The following is a 14,678-nucleotide window of genomic DNA, read 5'->3' on the forward strand; positions in this document are numbered from 1 at the left end:
AACGTCCGCGTGGTCAGGACCGTCGACCGAGACCTCTACCGCGAACGCAACAAGGTCGAACGGTTCTTCAATCGTCTCAAACACTTCCGCGGCATCGCAACGCGATACTTCAAAACCGCAGCAAACTTCCTCGCCGCACTTCACCTCGCTTGCTCAAGGCTCTGGATCAGACATTATGAGTCCACGACCTAGGGCGTTTCGGCCTGCAACAGAGCCTGAAGCCCCTCCTTGTAGGTGGGGTATTTCAGGCGGACGCCCAGTTCGCCCTTGATGCGATCGTTCCGGACGCGCTTGCTTTCGGCGTAGAAACTGCGCGCCATCGGCGTCATCTCCGCGGTGGCGAAATCCTCCGCGGGCGGCACCGGCACGCCGAGCAGGCGCGCGGCCTCCTCGATCACGTCTTCGGGCGGCGCCGGATCGTCGTCGCAGAGGTTGTAGATCGCGCCGGGGTTGGGCCGGGCGATGGAGGCCGCCAGCACCTGCGCGATGTCGTCCACGTGGATGCGTGAAAACACCTGGCCGGGCTTCACGATGCGGCGCGCGGTGCCGGCACGGACCTTGGCGAAGGGGCCGCGGCCGGGGCCGTAGATCCCGGCGAGGCGGAAGATGTGCAGCGGCAGCCCTGCATCCGCCGCGAGATCCTGCCATTGGCGCTCGGCCATCACGCGCAGTTGGCCGCGCTTCGTCGAGGGGGTTAGCGGTGTGCTTTCATCCACCCAGTCACCGCCGTGGTCGCCGTAGACGCCTGTCGTCGAAAGATAGCCCACCCATTCCAGTTGCCCGGCATTCCGGGCGATGGCGTCCTGCCACCGGGCGAGCACGGGATCCCCGGCCTCATCGGGCGCGGCAGAGATCAGCAGGTGGCTGGCCTCGGAGATGGCCGGCTCGACCTCCTGCTCCTGCGATCCCGGCCAGAGGATGACCCGCGTTCCGCCCGCAGCCAGTTGCCTTGCCCTGTCGGGCGAACGGGTCGTGCCGGTCACCTGCCAGCCACGCGGGCGCAGGATCTGTTCGAGGGCCTGGGCCGAATAGCCGTGCCCGAAGGAGAAAAGAGAACGCATCATGGGGAAAACTTAGGTGCGTTGCGGGGCGGCGTCGACGGCCAACTGCCTCTTGGAAAAAGAAAAAGAGCAAGGTTTCGGTGCTTGGCCTGCATGTGCGGATTGGGAGGGGTCGGTGGCGGTGTTGACAGCGATTGATTAAGATGATTGTTAATTAACAAAAATAAGAATCAAGATCATGCAGCTGACACAAGCTTTCTCGGCCCTGGGGGACGAAACACGATTCGCCATCGTCACCACGCTTCTGCGGGACGGGCCGCAGCCGGCGGGCGCGCTGAACAAGGTGGCGCAGGTGTCTGCGCCGGCCATTTCGCGGCATCTGAAGGTGCTTCGCGAAGCCGGCATCGTGCGGCAGCAGGTGCGGGGGCAGAACCGGATCTACAGCGTGGTGCCGGATACGATCCGGGCCATCAATGCCTGGACGATGGATCACGAGGCCTTCTGGAAAGCCAGCCTCACGCGCTTGGATGCCGCGCTCAAGGAGATCGAATGACATGCGCAAGCTGACCCTGACGCGCGAGTTTTCCGCCAACATAGAGACAGTTTTTGCCTTCGTCACCCAAACGGAACACCTGCTCAAGTGGTGGGGGCCGGAGGGCATGACCGTGCCTGAGCATCAGCTCAGCTTCACGGCGCGCGGGCCGTGTGTCTCCGTCATGGAGAATGCGGAAGGCCAGCGCTACAAGGTTTCGGGCCATGTCACCCATGTGGAGGCACCCTACTCGGTGGGGTTCACCTGGGCTTGGCATGACGAGAACGACAAGAGGGGCGTTGAAAGCCACGTCACGATCAAGCTGGTTCCAAGCCAGTCGGGCGGCACCACGTTCACCCTGACCCATGCCGACCTGCCGGACGGGGATACCGCGGTGAACCACGAGCAGGGGTGGACGTCTTCCCTGCGCAAACTGGAAAGACTCGCAAACGCTTGAACGCGAAAGGAGATTTCAATGCCCAAGTTCATGTTCGTCTATCACGGCGGCAAAGCCCCCGAAGATCCCGCCGAAGTCGAGAAGGTCATGGCCGCGTGGAACGCCTGGTACGGAAGCATGGGTGATGCGTTGGTGGACGGTGGCGGGCCGGCGGGCCTGTCCAAGACGGTTTCCGCCGAAGGTGTCGCCGACAATGGCGGGCCGAACCCGGTATCAGGGCTCACGATCGTCGAAGCGGCGGATCAGGACGCTGCCGTCGAGATGGCCAAGGGGTGCCCGATGGTTCTGGACGGCACCGGCTCGGTGGAGGTTGCGGAGATCCTGCAGATGTAGGCCTGATCGGGCCAATTCAGGCTCGAAACAGGCAAAGAAAGCCCCGCTCGGATGCCTGCCGGGCGGGGTTCTTCGTCAGGAGGTCGCGGCGTTGAGCGCGGTGTCCATCAGCGCCTTGATGTCGGATTTCGAGACTCCGGCCACGATGCGCCCGAGTTCCTGGTTCCCCTTCAGCACCACCAGAGTGGAGCGGCGCGGGATCTTCAGATCCTTGGTGATCTTGGCGGAGCGGAACTCGTCCCAGTCCACGTTGATGAAGCTGATGTTCTGCTCGTAGGCCGGGTTTTCTGCCATGAGTTTGGCGATCACCCGTTCCTGCGCGGCGCAGGTGCTGCACCAGCTGGCCTTGAAGTCGAGAAACACCGTCTTGCCGGCGGCCAGTTCCTGTTCGACGAGGCCCGGCGTGTAGTCGACCGGTCCGGCCGAGGCCAGCGCGGGCAGCACGGCGAATGCGGCGGATATGGCGAAAAATGCGCGTCTGTTCATGTGGGAACTCCTAAAGTGAAACCGAGAGATCGTTGAGCCAGGCTGGCAGGGTCTGAACGGCCCAGGCTTCGGCCATGTGATGCCAGCGCAGCAGGATGGCGACGCCGACGAAGATGAATACCGCGCCCAGAACGGGGCGCGAGCGCTCGGCGATGCGCCGCAGCAGGGCTTGGCGCTTCTGCAGCGCGGAGCGGGCGCCGTAGCCCAGTAGAAGAATGATGGTGGAAACACCGAAAGCGAAGAAGAGCATGATGCTGCCTGCCCAGAACAGGCTCTGTCCCTGCGCCGCAAGCGAGATCGCCCCGCCGAGCGTCGGCCCGACGCAGGGGCTCCAGACCGCTCCGAGAAGCATCCCGCCGATGAACTGACCCTTGAGGCTTCCGTGATCCAGCTGGTCCATGCCGCTGTCGGCCCGCGCCGATATTCCGGCGGTCGCGGTGGCGAAGCCCTGCGACAGGCGGGGCACCAGAAGGATCAGGCCGAAGCCGATCATCAGAACAGCTCCGGCCTGGGCGATGGCTTCCTCCGTGATGCCGAGCGCGTAGCCGGCCGAGGCCACGAGCACGCCGAGGACGACGAAGGACAGGCTCATGCCTGCTGCCAACGCGGCCGGGCCGCGCGGATCGGCCTGCAGAGCGGTTGCGAGCACGATCGGCAGCACTGGCAGCACGCATGGGTTGATGAGCGTCAGCAATCCCGCGCCATATGCGAAGAGCAGTTCCATGTCGCTGTTATCTGTGATCGCGGGGGCGCCTGTCACGCCTCAGGGGGCTTGCGCGGGATCACAAGCGCGTCAGCGAGGTGGCTGGCGCGAGAGTTGAACCGCGAGGATCCCAACCGTGACGATGCCCACGCCGATCACGTCCAGCCAGCCGAGCCGTTCACCCAGCAGCGCGGCGGCGATGGCCACGCCGAACACCGGGTTGAGGAAGTGGAAGGTGGCGGCACGCACGGCCCCGATGCGGTTGACCAGGGAAAACCACACGAAGGTGGCCAGCAGCCCGGGCACGAGCGTCGTGTAGGCGAAGGCAAGCCCCAGACCTAGCGTAGGCGTGAAGGAATGCGTCTCTGTAACGGCCGAAACGACGGCCAGGATGAGGGCGCCGACGAACATCTGAAGGCCGACGATCATCATCACGTTGCCACCGGATGAGGCGCCGCGCACCGAAAGCGTGGCCACGGTGAGCGCGACGGCGCCCAGCACGCAGAGCAGAAGGCCCGTCAGGTCGACGCCGGCGCTGATGCGCGACCCCATGATGAGGCAGACGCCGAGAATGCCGAGCCCGAGCCCCAGAAGCCCGAGCGGAGGCAGCCTGTCCTTGAAAACCAGCCAACCGGCGCCGGCCACCATGAGCGGCATCGTTGAGGCGATGATGGACGCAAGCGAGGCTTCGATCCACTGCATCGCCACAAAGTTGAGGCCAAGGTAGAGCGCGTTCTGGCACAGGCCGAAGATCAGGGTGGCGCGCCACTGCGCGCGGGTCAGCCGCCACGTCTGGCCCATCGCACGGGCCAGGGCGACCCCGATGAGTCCGGAGAGGAAGAAGCGCAGCGAGAGCGAGGCCAGCGGCGGGGCATCCTGCACGATGATGCGGGCCGACGTGAAGGCGGAAGACCACATCAGGGCAAAGGCGAGCCCCATTCCTATCGCGCGCAGATCCAAACTCGAAACCCTCAAATGAAAAAGGCCGCCCGAGGGGCGACCCTAATGGCTTGCCGGGCGGGCGCAAGGCCCGCCGCGTGCCGATCAGCCGTTCACGCTGTCCTTCAGCGCTTTGGCGATCGTCATCTTGACGACCTTGTCGGCTTCCTTCTTGATCTGCTCGCCGGTGGCAGGGTTGCGGACCATGCGCTCGGGGCGCTCGCGGCAATAAATCTTGCCAACGCCGGGCAGGGTGACAGCGCCGCCTGCGGACACTTCACGGGTGATGACGTTCACGATTGCGTCGAGGCAAGCGGAAGCGGATTTCTTGTCGGCACCCATTTCTTCGGCCAGAGCGGCCACGAGTTGGGTTTTGGTCAGCGGTTTCGCCATTATTATGGTCTCCTCGTTCTGCCCGATACTTGGGGCGTTATTGGCGGCATTAAACGCAATCTGGGGTACCGACACAACAATTTGTGGCAGTTTTCCCCAAGAAAACGATAATTTTTGCGTCTTTTTTGCCGCTTTCCCCAGCGTCAGAGGAAGGCCGTCTCCTCGAACGAGCGCAATTTACGGGAATGGATCCGTTCGAGCGGCATTTCACGGATGGTTTCCATCGCGCGAATCCCGATCTCGAGGTGCCTTGCGACCTGTGTTTTATAGAAGTCCGAAGCCATTCCGGGCAACTTCAATTCGCCGTGCAGCGGCTTGTCGGAGACGCAAAGCAGCGTGCCGTATGGCACACGGAAACGAAAGCCGTTCGCGGCGATCGTGGCGCTTTCCATATCGAGGGCGATGGCACGGGACTGGCTCAGCCGCTGGACGGGCCCGGACTGATCCCGGAGTTCCCAGTTTCGGTTGTCAATTGTCGCCACCGTGCCTGTCCGCATGATCCGCTTGAGCTCGAAGCCCTGAAGCCGGGTCACCTCTTCCACGGCTTTCTCCAGCGCGATCTGAATTTCCGCCAGCGCCGGAATCGGGACCCACACCGGCAGGTCGTCGTCCAAAACGTGATCTTCGCGGAGATAGGCGTGGGCGAGCACGAAATCCCCGAGGCTCTGGGTGTTCCGCAGCCCGGCGCAATGGCCGACCATCAGCCAGGCATGGGGGCGCAGGACGGCGATGTGGTCCGTCGCCGTCTTCGCGTTCGACGGGCCGACGCCGATGTTGACAAGGGTGATGCCGCTGCCGTCGGCGCGTTTCAGGTGGTAGGTCGGCATCTGCGGCGTCTTGGGGGACGCGGGCAGAGGCGCTTCCGGATCGGTGATCTCGACGTTTCCGGTGGAGACGAAGCTCGTGTAGCCGCTCTCTGGATCGGCCAGCTTGGCGCGGGCGTAGGCTTCGAACTCCGACACGTAGAACTGGTAGTTCGTGAACAGCACGTGATTCTGGAAGTGCTCCGGATCCGTCGCCGTGTAGTGCGCGAGGCGGGCCAGCGAGTAATCCACCCGTTGCGCGGTGAACGGTGCCAGCGGATGGATGCCCGTGCTGCCCGGGTCATACGTCCCGTTCACGATGTCATCGTTCGTGGTGGCGAGATCCGGAACATCGAAGTAATCCCGCAGCGGGAACGTCATCGAGCCTTCCTGGGGGATCGTCAGTTCCGAGCCGCCCACGGCGAAATGCACCGGCATCGGCGTGTCGGAGACATCGATGACCACGGGCACGCCGTGGTTCTCGATCAACAGCTGGATCTGCTGTTCGAGGTAGTTGGCGAAGAGATCCGGGCGGGTGACGGTGGCGGCATAGGTGCCGGGTGCCGCCACATGGCCGAAGCTCAGCCGGCTGTCGACATGGGCGTAGCTCGTCGTGGTGATGCGGATCTCCGGATAGAACGCGCGGAATCGGGCCTTCGGCGTCTTGCCCGAGATGGCGTCCGCGAAGCGTTCCGTCAGGTAGTTCGTGGCGGAGCGATACAATTCGTTCAGGCGCTCAACCGCCTTTTTAGGGTCTGTAAAACTCTCCGGCTGCGGCACGGCGGGGGTGTGCAGGGGGAGGTTCAATGCATTGGCTGCCATTTTCTTATCCTTCTTGTTCAAACAGCGGTGTCAGCTCGAATGTGCGCACGTCCACGAGGCCCAGGTCGGAAATGCGAAGCTCTGGGATGACGACGAGCGCCAGCAGGGAGTGTTGCATGTAGGCGTTGTTGAGGCGGCAGCCGCAGGCGGCCATCGCCTCCACCATCTTCTGGGCCTTGGCGGCCACTTCCGTGGCGGGCCTGTCGCTCATCAGGCCGGCGACGGGCAGTTCGACAAGCGCGATCTCTTCGCCGTCCTTGAAGATGGTGATGCCGCCACCAACCTCGCCCAGGCGGTTGGCGGCGCGGGCCATGTCTTCGCGGCTGGTGCCGACGACGATCATGTGGTGGCTGTCATGCGCCACGGTCGAGGCCATGGCCATCGGGCCCTCGTAGCCGAATCCGGACACGAAGGCGTTGGTCACGCCGCCGGTGCCGCGATGGCGTTCCACAAGGGCGATCTGGCAGACATCCTGTTCCGGATCGCCTTCCACCAGCCCGTCGGTGACGGCCAGCGAGGCGGTGAGCGCCTTGGTGGGAGCCTGGTTCTCGACCATGCCGATCACCTTGGCCTTCACCCGGTTGGCCCCTTCGGGCGCCTTGATCTCGAAATCGGCGGGCGCAAGCGTCTTGCCGAGGCGGACGGTGGCGCGGGCATCCTCGGGCCAATCCAGATGGGGGCAGTCCACCGTGATCTCGCCTTCCCTTGCCACGGTGACGCCGCGGGCGATCACATGCTCTATGGGAAGCGTTTCGAGATCGCTCGTCAGGATCACATCCGCGCGTCTTCCGGGTGAAATAGAGCCTATTTCGCGTTCGAGGCCGAAATGGGTCGCGGTATTCACGGTGGCCATCTGAAGGGCGATGAGCGGATCGCACCCGCAGGCGATGGCGTGGCGCACCACGCGATTCATGTGCCCGTCGTTCACGAGGGTGCCGGAGTGGCAATCATCGGTGCACAGGATGAAATTGCGCGGATCCAGCCCCTTCTCGGTGATCGCCGTGATCTGGCTCTCCACGTCATACCAGGCGGAGCCGAGCCGCATCATCGCCCGCATCCCCTGCCGCACGCGTGCGATGGCATCGGCCTCGCAGGTGCCCTCGTGATCATCGGCCGGGCCGCCGGCTGCGTAGGCGTGGAAGGCGGGCCCGAGATCCGGACTGGCGTAGTGGCCGCCGACTGTCTTGCCGGCGCGCTGCGTGGCGGCGATCTCGGCCAGCATCTTGGCATCGCCGTTCACGACGCCCGGAAAATTCATCATTTCGCCGAGCCCGACGATGCCGGGCCAGGTCATGGCTTCGGCAACGTCTTCGGGGGTGATCTCGTAGCCGGTGGTTTCGAGCCCCGGCGCCGATGGCGCGCAGGAGGGCATCTGGGTGAAGATGTTCACCGGTTGCAACAGCGCCTCATCGTGCATCAGGCGCACGCCGCGCAAGCCCAGCACGTTGGCGATCTCATGCGGATCGGTGAACATCGTCGTGGTGCCGTGGGGGATGACGGCGCGGGCGAACTCGGCCGGCGTCAGCATCCCGCTTTCGATGTGCATGTGCCCGTCACACAGACCCGGAATCATGTAGCGCCCCTGCGCCTCGATGATCTCGGTGCCTTCGCCGACGCAATGGCTTGCATCAGGGCCGACATAGGCAAACCGCCCCTCGGCAATGGCGATGTCATGATTGTCGAGGATCTCGCGGGTCTGGACGTTCACCCATTTCCCGCCCCGGATCACGAGGTCGGCGGCCTCACGGCCAGCGGCGACGGCAACAAGTTTGGCCGCGCTTTCGGGCCAGCTCTTCAATGTCTTCGTTTCCATGGACCAATTGTCAGGATCGGTTCGGCGGGTGCAAGTGGAATTCAGCTTTGCAGGGCATTGCAACAGTTTTTCCTTCGAGGCGATAATCCGGTGTGCCGGCGTCCGGCCATCGGGAGGAAAACATGACTGCAGAGCGCGCCAATATCGACCACTGGTCCGAACGGGTGGATATGGCGGCCGCCTTCCGCTGGACGGCCCGTCTGAACCTGCACGAGGCGGTCGCCAATCATTTCAGCCTCGCGGTGAACGAGAGCGGAACGCGCTTCCTGATGAACCCCGACAAGCGCCATTTCAGCCGGATCACGGCCTCGAGCCTGCTGCTGCTGGATGCCGACGACCCCACCGCGCTGGACAAGCCCGGCGCACCCGATCCCACGGCCTGGGGGCTGCACGGGGCCTTGCATCGCCTGTGCCCGCACGCGCGCTGCGCCATGCATGTGCACTCGATCTTCGCAACGGTCCTGGCCAGCCTCGCCGATAGCCGCCTGCCGCCGATCGACCAGAACTGCGCCATGTTCTTCGACCGCCACGTGGTGGACGATAGCTATGGTGGATTGGCGTTCGAGGAGGAGGGCAAGCGCTGCGCCGAGCTGTTGAAGGATCCGAAGAAGACGGTGCTCGTCATGGGCAATCACGGGGTCATGGTGATCGGCCAGACCGTGGCGGAGACGTTCAACAGGCTCTATTACTTCGAAAGAGCGGCCGAGACCTATGTGCGGGCGCTGCAGACGGGCCGGCCGCTGCGGGTGCTGTCAGACGAGATCGCGGAGAAGACGGCGCGCGAAATAGAGACCTATCCGGATCTCGACACATGCCATTTTTCCGAGCTGAAGGCGATCCTCGACGAGGAAGGCAGCCGCTACGCCACCTGACGGGCGAATTGCCTCCGTGCCGGGGGGGCGGTCAGGGGAGAGGGCCCACGCGCCAGCCATCGGGGAGAGGGCGGCCGATCTCCAGCGCCAGTTCGTCAAGGAAGGCCTGCATCAGCGCGATGCGTTCCTCGGCGATACAGCGGGCGGTGCGCGTGCGCAGGCCGTCGGCGAGACCCAGCAGTTTCAGCCGCCAGTGGTCCAGCGCGTAGCGGGTGTCGTCGAGGGATCGGTTGGCGGCGAAAGGATCGTTCGGGTGGTAGAGCGCCTGGCCGGTCTGCCCGGCGACGGCGAAGTTTCGGGCGATGCCGATGGCGCCGAGCGCGTCCAGCCGATCTGCGTCCCTCAGGATTTCGGCCTCCGCGGTTTCAGGCTCTATTCCGGCGGAAAAGCTGTGTGATTCGATGATGTGCCGGATCGCGCCGATCTCGACGGGCGCGTAGCCGAGGGCGGGCAGACGGGCGGCGGCGGCCTCGGCCGCGAGGCGGGAGGCGCGGGCTCGGGCCGGGCTGGACTTGGGAAGGTTGACCAGATCGTGAAGGTAGGCGCCGGCCACGAGCAGGCGGGGATCGCCCCGGCCCTCGCCGGCCACGATCCGCTGGCAGGCGATCCAGACGCGATCCAGATGGGCGAGATCATGGGCGCTGTCCGCCGCCATCTCGCGCGCCGCGAGGGCGCGCAGCGCGGCGGTAAGCTCAGCCGATGGTGCCACGGGTTTCCCCAACGGCGCCACCGATCTGACCCCGATGCAGAAGGATGTGATCGAGGATCACGCAGGCCATCATCGCCTCGGCCACCGGGACGGCGCGGATGCCGACGCAGGGGTCGTGGCGGCCCTTGGTGATGATCTCGGCGGCCTCACCGGATTTGGTGATCGTCTTGCGGGTGGTGAGGATCGAGGAGGTCGGCTTCACGGCAAAGCGGACGACGATGTCCTGGCCGGTGCTGATGCCGCCCAGAATGCCGCCTGCGTGGTTGGAGGCGTATTCCGGTCCGTCCGGCCCCATGGAGATCTCATCGGCGTTCTCCACGCCCGTCAGTGCCGCTGCGGCCATGCCGTCGCCGATCTCCACGGCCTTCACGGCGTTGATGGACATCATGGCCGCGGCGAGATCGGTGTCCAGTTTGCCGTAGATCGGCGCGCCGAGGCCGGCGGGGACGCCGCGGGCGACCACTTCGATCACTGCGCCCACCGAGTTGCCTTCCTTGCGCAGCCCGTCAAGGTAATCCGCCCAATGGGCGGCGGCGGCGGAGTCAGGCGTCCAGAACGGGTTCTGTTCGATCTGGTCCCAGTCGAAATTGGCGCGATCGATTCCGTGGGGGCCGACCTGCGTCATGTAGCCGGTGATCCGCACCTCTGGCGCGAGCGCGGCCAGCGCTGCGCGAGCCAGCCCGCCGGCGGCCACGCGCGCCGCTGTTTCACGCGCGGAAGAGCGCCCGCCGCCGCGGTAGTCGCGGATGCCGTATTTCTGCCAGTAGGTGATGTCGGCGTGACCGGGGCGGAACTTCTCGACGATGTCGCCGTAGTCCTTGCTGCGCTGATCGGTGTTCTCGATCATCAGCTGCACCGGCGTGCCCGTCGTCTGGCCTTCGAACACACCGGACAGGATCTTCACCGCATCGGGTTCGCGCCGCTGGGTGGTGAACTTGTTCTGCCCGGGCTTGCGCTTGTCGAGCCAGTGCTGGAGTTGGGCTTCGTCGATCTGGATGCCCGGCGGGCAGCCGTCCACGGTGGCACCGAGTGCGGGACCGTGGCTTTCGCCCCATGTGGTGACGCGGAAAAGATGCCCGAAGGTATTCATCGACATGGCTGCAGTGCTCCTTTGCCCCATGCTCTAGCGGCTGGCCGGCGCGGCCTCAAGGGTGGGTGCCCGCAGGGGGCTCCAAAAAAGGAAAACGCGCCCCGAAGGGCGCGTTCCCGCATTCGGTTCCGGAAGGCCTCAGGCCTCTTTGGCCTTCTTCTTCACCGGCGCCCAGAGGCGTTTGTTGGTGAGATACATCAGGCAGGCGAAGATGGCGAGGAAGAGCACGCCGGTGAAGCCGGCCTGCTTGCGGGCCATCATCTTCGGCTCGGCGGTCCACATCAGGAAGGCGGACACGTCCTCGGCCATGTGGTGCAGCGAGTTGGAGTGGCCGTCGTCGAATTCCACGAGCCCATCATCCAGCGGCGGCGCCATCGCGATCCAGCCACCCGGGAAGGCGGTGTTCTCGTAGAAGGTGGTGCCGGCCTGCTCTTTTTCCTTGCCGGTGTAGCCGGTCAGGATCGAGGCGATGTATTCCGGGCCGCCCATGCCTTTGACGATCTGGTTGATGCCCAGGCCGTAGGGGCCGTGGAAGCCGGCGCGGGCCTTGGCCATCAGGGTCAGGTCAGGCGCGTTCTCGAGGTTCGACGGCGGGAAGTGATCGGCCGGCGTCGCCGGACGGGTGTCGTCGAGCTCGGGGTCGAACACTTCGAAGCCGGAGGCGTAGGCGCGCACTTCGTCGTCGGAGTAGTGCGGGCCGCCTTCGTCGCCCAGGTTGCGGAAGGTGAGGTATTTCAGCCCGTGGCAGGCGGAGCAGACCTCGGTGTAGACCTTCAGGCCGCGCTGCAGCTGGTTCTGATCGAAGGTGCCGAAGGGCCCTTCGAAGGAGAAGGCGAAATCCTCGATGTGCTGCTCACCGCCACCGGCGGCGTAGGCGCCACCGGAGGTCAGGGCCAGCGCGGCGAGCGCCGTGAGTGCGAATTTCTTGATCATTGTACTCTTGATCCTCTTTCTCACTCGGCCGGCGTCGCGTCGGACGATTTGCCGTAGTGGGCTTTGAAGTCGTCTTCGATGGTGGCCGGCGGGGTGTCCGGTTTCTCCAGCACGCCCAGGAGCGGCAGGATCACCAGGAAGTAGGCGAACCAGTAGGCGGAGGCGATCAGCGAGATCCAGTCATAGGGGAACTCGGCCGGGCGCGCACCGACCCACATCAGCACCATGAAGTCCACGCAGAGCACGGCGAACCACCACTTGAACATCGGGCGGTAGCGGCCGGAGCGGACGCTGGAGGTGTCCAGCCACGGAGCCAGGGCCATGACGGCGATGGCGCCGAACATGGCGAGCACGCCGAAGAACTTTGCGTCGATGATGCCACCGGTGATGAAGCTCACGAACTGGACGGCCCAGACGTCGGCGGTGAAGGCGCGCAGGATCGCGTAGAACGGCAGGAAGTACCATTCGGGCACGATGTGTGCGGGCGTCGCCAGCGGGTTGGCTTCGATGTAGTTGTCCGGGTGGCCAAGGTAGTTCGGCATGAAGCCGACGATGGCGAAGAAGACGACGAGGATCACGGCCAGCGCGAAGATGTCCTTGATCACGAAGTAGGGCCAGAAGGGCAGCGTGTCCTTCTCGGCCTCGGCCTTGGAGCCGCGGCGCACTTCCACACCCGTCGGGTTGTTGTTGCCGGTGGAATGGAAGGCCCAGACGTGGACGATCACGAGGCCGGCGATGACGAAGGGCAGCAGGTAGTGCAGCGAGAAGAAGCGGTTCAGCGCGGGCTGGCCGACGGCCGTGGCACCCAGCAGCCAGGTCTGGATGGCTTCGCCGATGCCCGGGATGGCGCCGAAGAGGCCCGTGATCACGGCGGTGCCGTGGAAGGACATCTGACCCCAGGGCAGCACGTAGCCCATGAAGGCGGTGCCCATCATCAGCAGGTAGATCAGCATGCCGATGATCCAGGTGACTTCACGCGGCGCCTTGTAGGAGCCGTAGTAGAGGCCACGGAAGATGTGGGCGTAGACCGCCACGAAGAACAACGAGGCGCCGTTCATGTGCATGTAGCGGATCATGTGCCCGCCGTTCACGTCTCGCATGATGTGCTCGATGGACGCGAAGGCGAGATCCACGTGCGGCGTGTAGTGCATCACCAGCACGACACCGGTGGCGATCTGCAGCACGAGGCAGAAAACGAGAACGATGCCCCAGATCCACATCCAGTTCAGGTTCTTGGGGGTGGGGATCATCAGGGTGTCATAGAGCAGGCCCACCACGTTCAGACGGGAGTGAAGCCATTTTTCGATGCCCGTCTTGGGCTCGTAGTGATCGTGCGGAATTCCGGCCATGTTTGCCTCCCTTATCCCAGCTGGATCGTCGTTTCGTCGACAAAGGCGACGGTCGGAATGTGAAGGTTTTCCGGAGCGGGGCCCTTGCGGATCCGGCCGGCGGTGTCGTAGTGCGAGCCGTGGCACGGGCAGAACCAGCCGTGGAAATCACCGGCGCCATCGCCCAGCGGCACGCAGCCGAGGTGCGTGCACACACCCAGCATCACCAGCCATTCGCCTGCTTCGTCCACCGCGCGGTTTTCATCGGTGGCTTCGAGGCCGGGCTTGTTGGCGTTGCGGTCGTCGGTGTCGAGCAGGTCGCTCAGCTCAACGGCGCGCGCCTCGGCGATTTCTTCTTCGGTGCGGCGGCGGATAAAGACGGGTTTGCCCTGGAACATGACCGTGAGCTGGGTGCCGACTTCCACACCGGAAACGTCGACCCGGATCGAGGACAGTGCTTGAACATCCGCCGACGGGTTCATCTGATTGACCAGCGGCCAGACGGCGGCACCGGTGACAACCGCACCTGCGCCAGCGGTCGCGTAGTACAGGAAATCCCGGCGGGTGCCTGCGTGATCTTCTGCGTGGGACACGAGTGTTTCTCCATTCCATGACCGCGATTCGGGCCAAATACGTCAAAGCAACCCCAATGAAGGGGCCGGCTTGGCGGGCTGTTTAGCCGCCCGAAAGCGCTACGTCCAGCGGACAATCGGGCGCAGCGGTATACTGGGCGCATGTTTCAAGGGGGCGCCTTGGAATCAACGAACACTGAGCGGTTCGCCGCGCAGATGGGAAAGCCCGGAGCCGCCGGAAGCGGTGAAACGGGGGCGCCGGGGGCGGTCAGGCCGCCGGAGCGGTCTGAACCATGCTCGGGCGCCGAGAGAAGGCCTCGAACCACGCCGCGAGGGCATCGCGGCCCCTGCGCCAATCGCGGGCGTCGTGGCGGAAATCCAGGTAGCCGAGAGCGCAGGCCACGGCGATCTGCCCGGCGTCGAGCGGGCCGTTCAGATGGCTCATCCAGCGCGTGTTCAGGGCGTCGAGCGCGCGGTCGATCTTGGCCCATTGGCCCTCTACCCACTCGGGAAAGCGGATCGGTTCCGGCCGCAGGCGGCTCTCGTAGACCATCAGGAGCGCGGCATCGAGGATGCCGTCGGCGGTGGCTTCCAGCGTCAGCACGTCGAAGTAGCGCGCCCTCGGGTAGAGCCCGGCCTGGGCGCGGGTGTCGAGGAACTGGGTGATGACCCGGCTGTCATAGAGCGTCGGACCCTCCGGGCGTTCCAGCGCCGGCACTTTGGAAAGAGGATTGGCGGCGGGCAGGCCTTCGGCAGGGGCGAGGGGTGTGCCGCTGGCCGTCACCAACTCCACCGATGCAAGTTGCTCGGTTTCGTGCAGAAGGACCATCACCTTGCGGACGTAGGGCGAGGTTGGGCTGTAATAGAGACGCATATGGGGCCCTTTCTTGGT

Annotated in this window: 18 protein-coding genes; 5 read left to right on the forward strand and 13 right to left on the reverse strand. The window is 64.8% G+C overall.

All coding sequences use genetic code 11. From position 1 onward, the window contains the following. Positions 1-192, forward strand: a 192-nt coding sequence (locus PSA7680_RS06210; RefSeq protein WP_217808310.1) for a transposase, incomplete at its 5' end; no start/stop codon positions are given. Here PSA7680_RS06210 and PSA7680_RS06215 read toward each other — a convergent pair. Continuing rightward, complete coding sequence (locus PSA7680_RS06215; protein WP_085867808.1) at positions 189-1,064, reverse strand: SDR family oxidoreductase; 876 nt, start codon at positions 1,062-1,064, stop codon at positions 189-191. The two genes, PSA7680_RS06210 and PSA7680_RS06215, sit on opposite strands and share 4 nt — an antisense overlap. Positions 1,065-1,239: 175 nt before the next feature. Here PSA7680_RS06215 and PSA7680_RS06220 point away from each other — a divergent pair, with 175 nt between their 5' ends. From PSA7680_RS06220 to PSA7680_RS06230, 3 genes are read left to right on the forward strand one after another with little or no spacing between them, the layout of a single operon-like run. Then, complete coding sequence (locus PSA7680_RS06220; RefSeq protein WP_085867809.1) at positions 1,240-1,554, forward strand: ArsR/SmtB family transcription factor; 315 nt, start codon at positions 1,240-1,242, stop codon at positions 1,552-1,554. A gap of 1 nt (position 1,555) precedes the next feature. Beyond that, positions 1,556-1,990: an SRPBCC family protein gene (locus PSA7680_RS06225; protein ID WP_085867810.1), complete on the forward strand. Its 435-nt coding sequence runs from the start codon at positions 1,556-1,558 to the stop codon at positions 1,988-1,990. 18 nt (positions 1,991-2,008) lie between these two features. Continuing rightward, positions 2,009-2,323 (forward strand): YciI family protein, encoded by a 315-nt coding sequence (locus PSA7680_RS06230; protein ID WP_085867811.1) that lies wholly within the window; start codon positions 2,009-2,011, stop codon positions 2,321-2,323. Between the two features lie 75 nt (positions 2,324-2,398). On the opposite strand, the gene PSA7680_RS06235 is transcribed toward PSA7680_RS06230, so the two are convergent. The 6 genes from PSA7680_RS06235 to ade form a co-directional block, all read right to left on the reverse strand. Then, positions 2,399-2,809: a thioredoxin family protein gene (locus tag PSA7680_RS06235; RefSeq protein WP_085867812.1), complete on the reverse strand. Its 411-nt coding sequence runs from the start codon at positions 2,807-2,809 to the stop codon at positions 2,399-2,401. Positions 2,810-2,819: 10 nt separating this feature from the next. Then, complete coding sequence (locus PSA7680_RS06240; RefSeq protein ID WP_085867813.1) at positions 2,820-3,533, reverse strand: cytochrome c biogenesis CcdA family protein; 714 nt, start codon at positions 3,531-3,533, stop codon at positions 2,820-2,822. Between the two features lie 69 nt (positions 3,534-3,602). Then, a complete protein-coding gene (locus tag PSA7680_RS06245; protein ID WP_085867814.1) occupies positions 3,603-4,472 on the reverse strand; it encodes a DMT family transporter in 870 nt (289 codons plus the stop codon). Positions 4,473-4,556: 84 nt separating this feature from the next. Further along, a complete protein-coding gene (locus PSA7680_RS06250; protein ID WP_085867815.1) occupies positions 4,557-4,844 on the reverse strand; it encodes an HU family DNA-binding protein in 288 nt (95 codons plus the stop codon). Between the two features lie 143 nt (positions 4,845-4,987). Continuing rightward, positions 4,988-6,469, reverse strand: coding sequence for an AMP nucleosidase (locus PSA7680_RS06255; protein ID WP_085867816.1), 1,482 nt, complete (start codon positions 6,467-6,469; stop codon positions 4,988-4,990). Positions 6,470-6,473: 4 nt separating this feature from the next. Beyond that, the gene (gene ade, locus PSA7680_RS06260; RefSeq protein ID WP_085867817.1) at positions 6,474-8,282 is read right to left on the reverse strand and encodes an adenine deaminase; all 1,809 of its coding nucleotides are present in this window, start codon (positions 8,280-8,282) and stop codon (positions 6,474-6,476) included. A gap of 122 nt (positions 8,283-8,404) precedes the next feature. Between ade and PSA7680_RS06265 the strand changes: the two genes are divergently transcribed. Beyond that, positions 8,405-9,154, forward strand: a complete 750-nt coding sequence (locus PSA7680_RS06265) for a class II aldolase and adducin N-terminal domain-containing protein (RefSeq protein ID WP_085867818.1) — start codon at positions 8,405-8,407, stop codon at positions 9,152-9,154. 31 nt (positions 9,155-9,185) lie between these two features. Here PSA7680_RS06265 and PSA7680_RS06270 read toward each other — a convergent pair whose 3' ends face one another. The 6 genes from PSA7680_RS06270 to PSA7680_RS06295 form a co-directional block, all read right to left on the reverse strand. Then, positions 9,186-9,863, reverse strand: a complete 678-nt coding sequence (locus PSA7680_RS06270) for an HD domain-containing protein (protein ID WP_245824487.1) — start codon at positions 9,861-9,863, stop codon at positions 9,186-9,188. Beyond that, on the reverse strand, positions 9,847-10,959 hold the full coding sequence (gene aroC / locus PSA7680_RS06275; RefSeq protein ID WP_085867819.1) for a chorismate synthase: 1,113 nt from the start codon (positions 10,957-10,959) through the stop codon (positions 9,847-9,849). The genes PSA7680_RS06270 and aroC overlap by 17 nt, the downstream gene beginning before the upstream one ends. A 132-nt stretch (positions 10,960-11,091) precedes the next feature. Next, positions 11,092-11,886, reverse strand: a complete 795-nt coding sequence (locus PSA7680_RS06280) for a cytochrome c1 (protein ID WP_085867820.1) — start codon at positions 11,884-11,886, stop codon at positions 11,092-11,094. A gap of 20 nt (positions 11,887-11,906) precedes the next feature. Continuing rightward, positions 11,907-13,235: a cytochrome b gene (gene petB, locus PSA7680_RS06285; protein WP_085867821.1), complete on the reverse strand. Its 1,329-nt coding sequence runs from the start codon at positions 13,233-13,235 to the stop codon at positions 11,907-11,909. An 11-nt stretch (positions 13,236-13,246) separates the two neighbouring features. Continuing rightward, on the reverse strand, positions 13,247-13,807 hold the full coding sequence (gene petA, locus PSA7680_RS06290; protein WP_085867822.1) for a ubiquinol-cytochrome c reductase iron-sulfur subunit: 561 nt from the start codon (positions 13,805-13,807) through the stop codon (positions 13,247-13,249). Positions 13,808-14,054: 247 nt separating this feature from the next. Continuing rightward, a complete protein-coding gene (locus PSA7680_RS06295) occupies positions 14,055-14,660 on the reverse strand; it encodes a glutathione S-transferase (protein WP_085867823.1) in 606 nt (201 codons plus the stop codon). Positions 14,661-14,678: the final 18 nt, after the last annotated feature.

Origin of the sequence: Pseudoruegeria aquimaris (assembly GCF_900172235.1) — a bacterium.
GTDB lineage: Bacteria > Pseudomonadota > Alphaproteobacteria > Rhodobacterales > Rhodobacteraceae > Pseudoruegeria > Pseudoruegeria aquimaris.

Coding starts and splice junctions, on each gene's coding strand:
- PSA7680_RS06240 (WP_085867813.1), bottom strand. CDS start 3,533: ATGGAACTGCTCTTCGCATATGGCGCGGGATTGCTGACGCTCATCAAC.
- PSA7680_RS06215 (WP_085867808.1), bottom strand. CDS start 1,064: ATGATGCGTTCTCTTTTCTCCTTCGGGCACGGCTATTCGGCCCAGGCC.
- PSA7680_RS06265 (WP_085867818.1), top strand. CDS start 8,405: ATGACTGCAGAGCGCGCCAATATCGACCACTGGTCCGAACGGGTGGAT.
- PSA7680_RS06225 (WP_085867810.1), top strand. CDS start 1,556: ATGCGCAAGCTGACCCTGACGCGCGAGTTTTCCGCCAACATAGAGACA.
- aroC (WP_085867819.1), bottom strand. CDS start 10,959: ATGTCGATGAATACCTTCGGGCATCTTTTCCGCGTCACCACATGGGGC.
- PSA7680_RS06230 (WP_085867811.1), top strand. CDS start 2,009: ATGCCCAAGTTCATGTTCGTCTATCACGGCGGCAAAGCCCCCGAAGAT.
- petB (WP_085867821.1), bottom strand. CDS start 13,235: ATGGCCGGAATTCCGCACGATCACTACGAGCCCAAGACGGGCATCGAA.
- PSA7680_RS06220 (WP_085867809.1), top strand. CDS start 1,240: ATGCAGCTGACACAAGCTTTCTCGGCCCTGGGGGACGAAACACGATTC.
- PSA7680_RS06250 (WP_085867815.1), bottom strand. CDS start 4,844: ATGGCGAAACCGCTGACCAAAACCCAACTCGTGGCCGCTCTGGCCGAA.
- PSA7680_RS06295 (WP_085867823.1), bottom strand. CDS start 14,660: ATGCGTCTCTATTACAGCCCAACCTCGCCCTACGTCCGCAAGGTGATG.
- PSA7680_RS06235 (WP_085867812.1), bottom strand. CDS start 2,809: ATGAACAGACGCGCATTTTTCGCCATATCCGCCGCATTCGCCGTGCTG.
- PSA7680_RS06280 (WP_085867820.1), bottom strand. CDS start 11,886: ATGATCAAGAAATTCGCACTCACGGCGCTCGCCGCGCTGGCCCTGACC.
- PSA7680_RS06255 (WP_085867816.1), bottom strand. CDS start 6,469: ATGGCAGCCAATGCATTGAACCTCCCCCTGCACACCCCCGCCGTGCCG.
- ade (WP_085867817.1), bottom strand. CDS start 8,282: ATGGAAACGAAGACATTGAAGAGCTGGCCCGAAAGCGCGGCCAAACTT.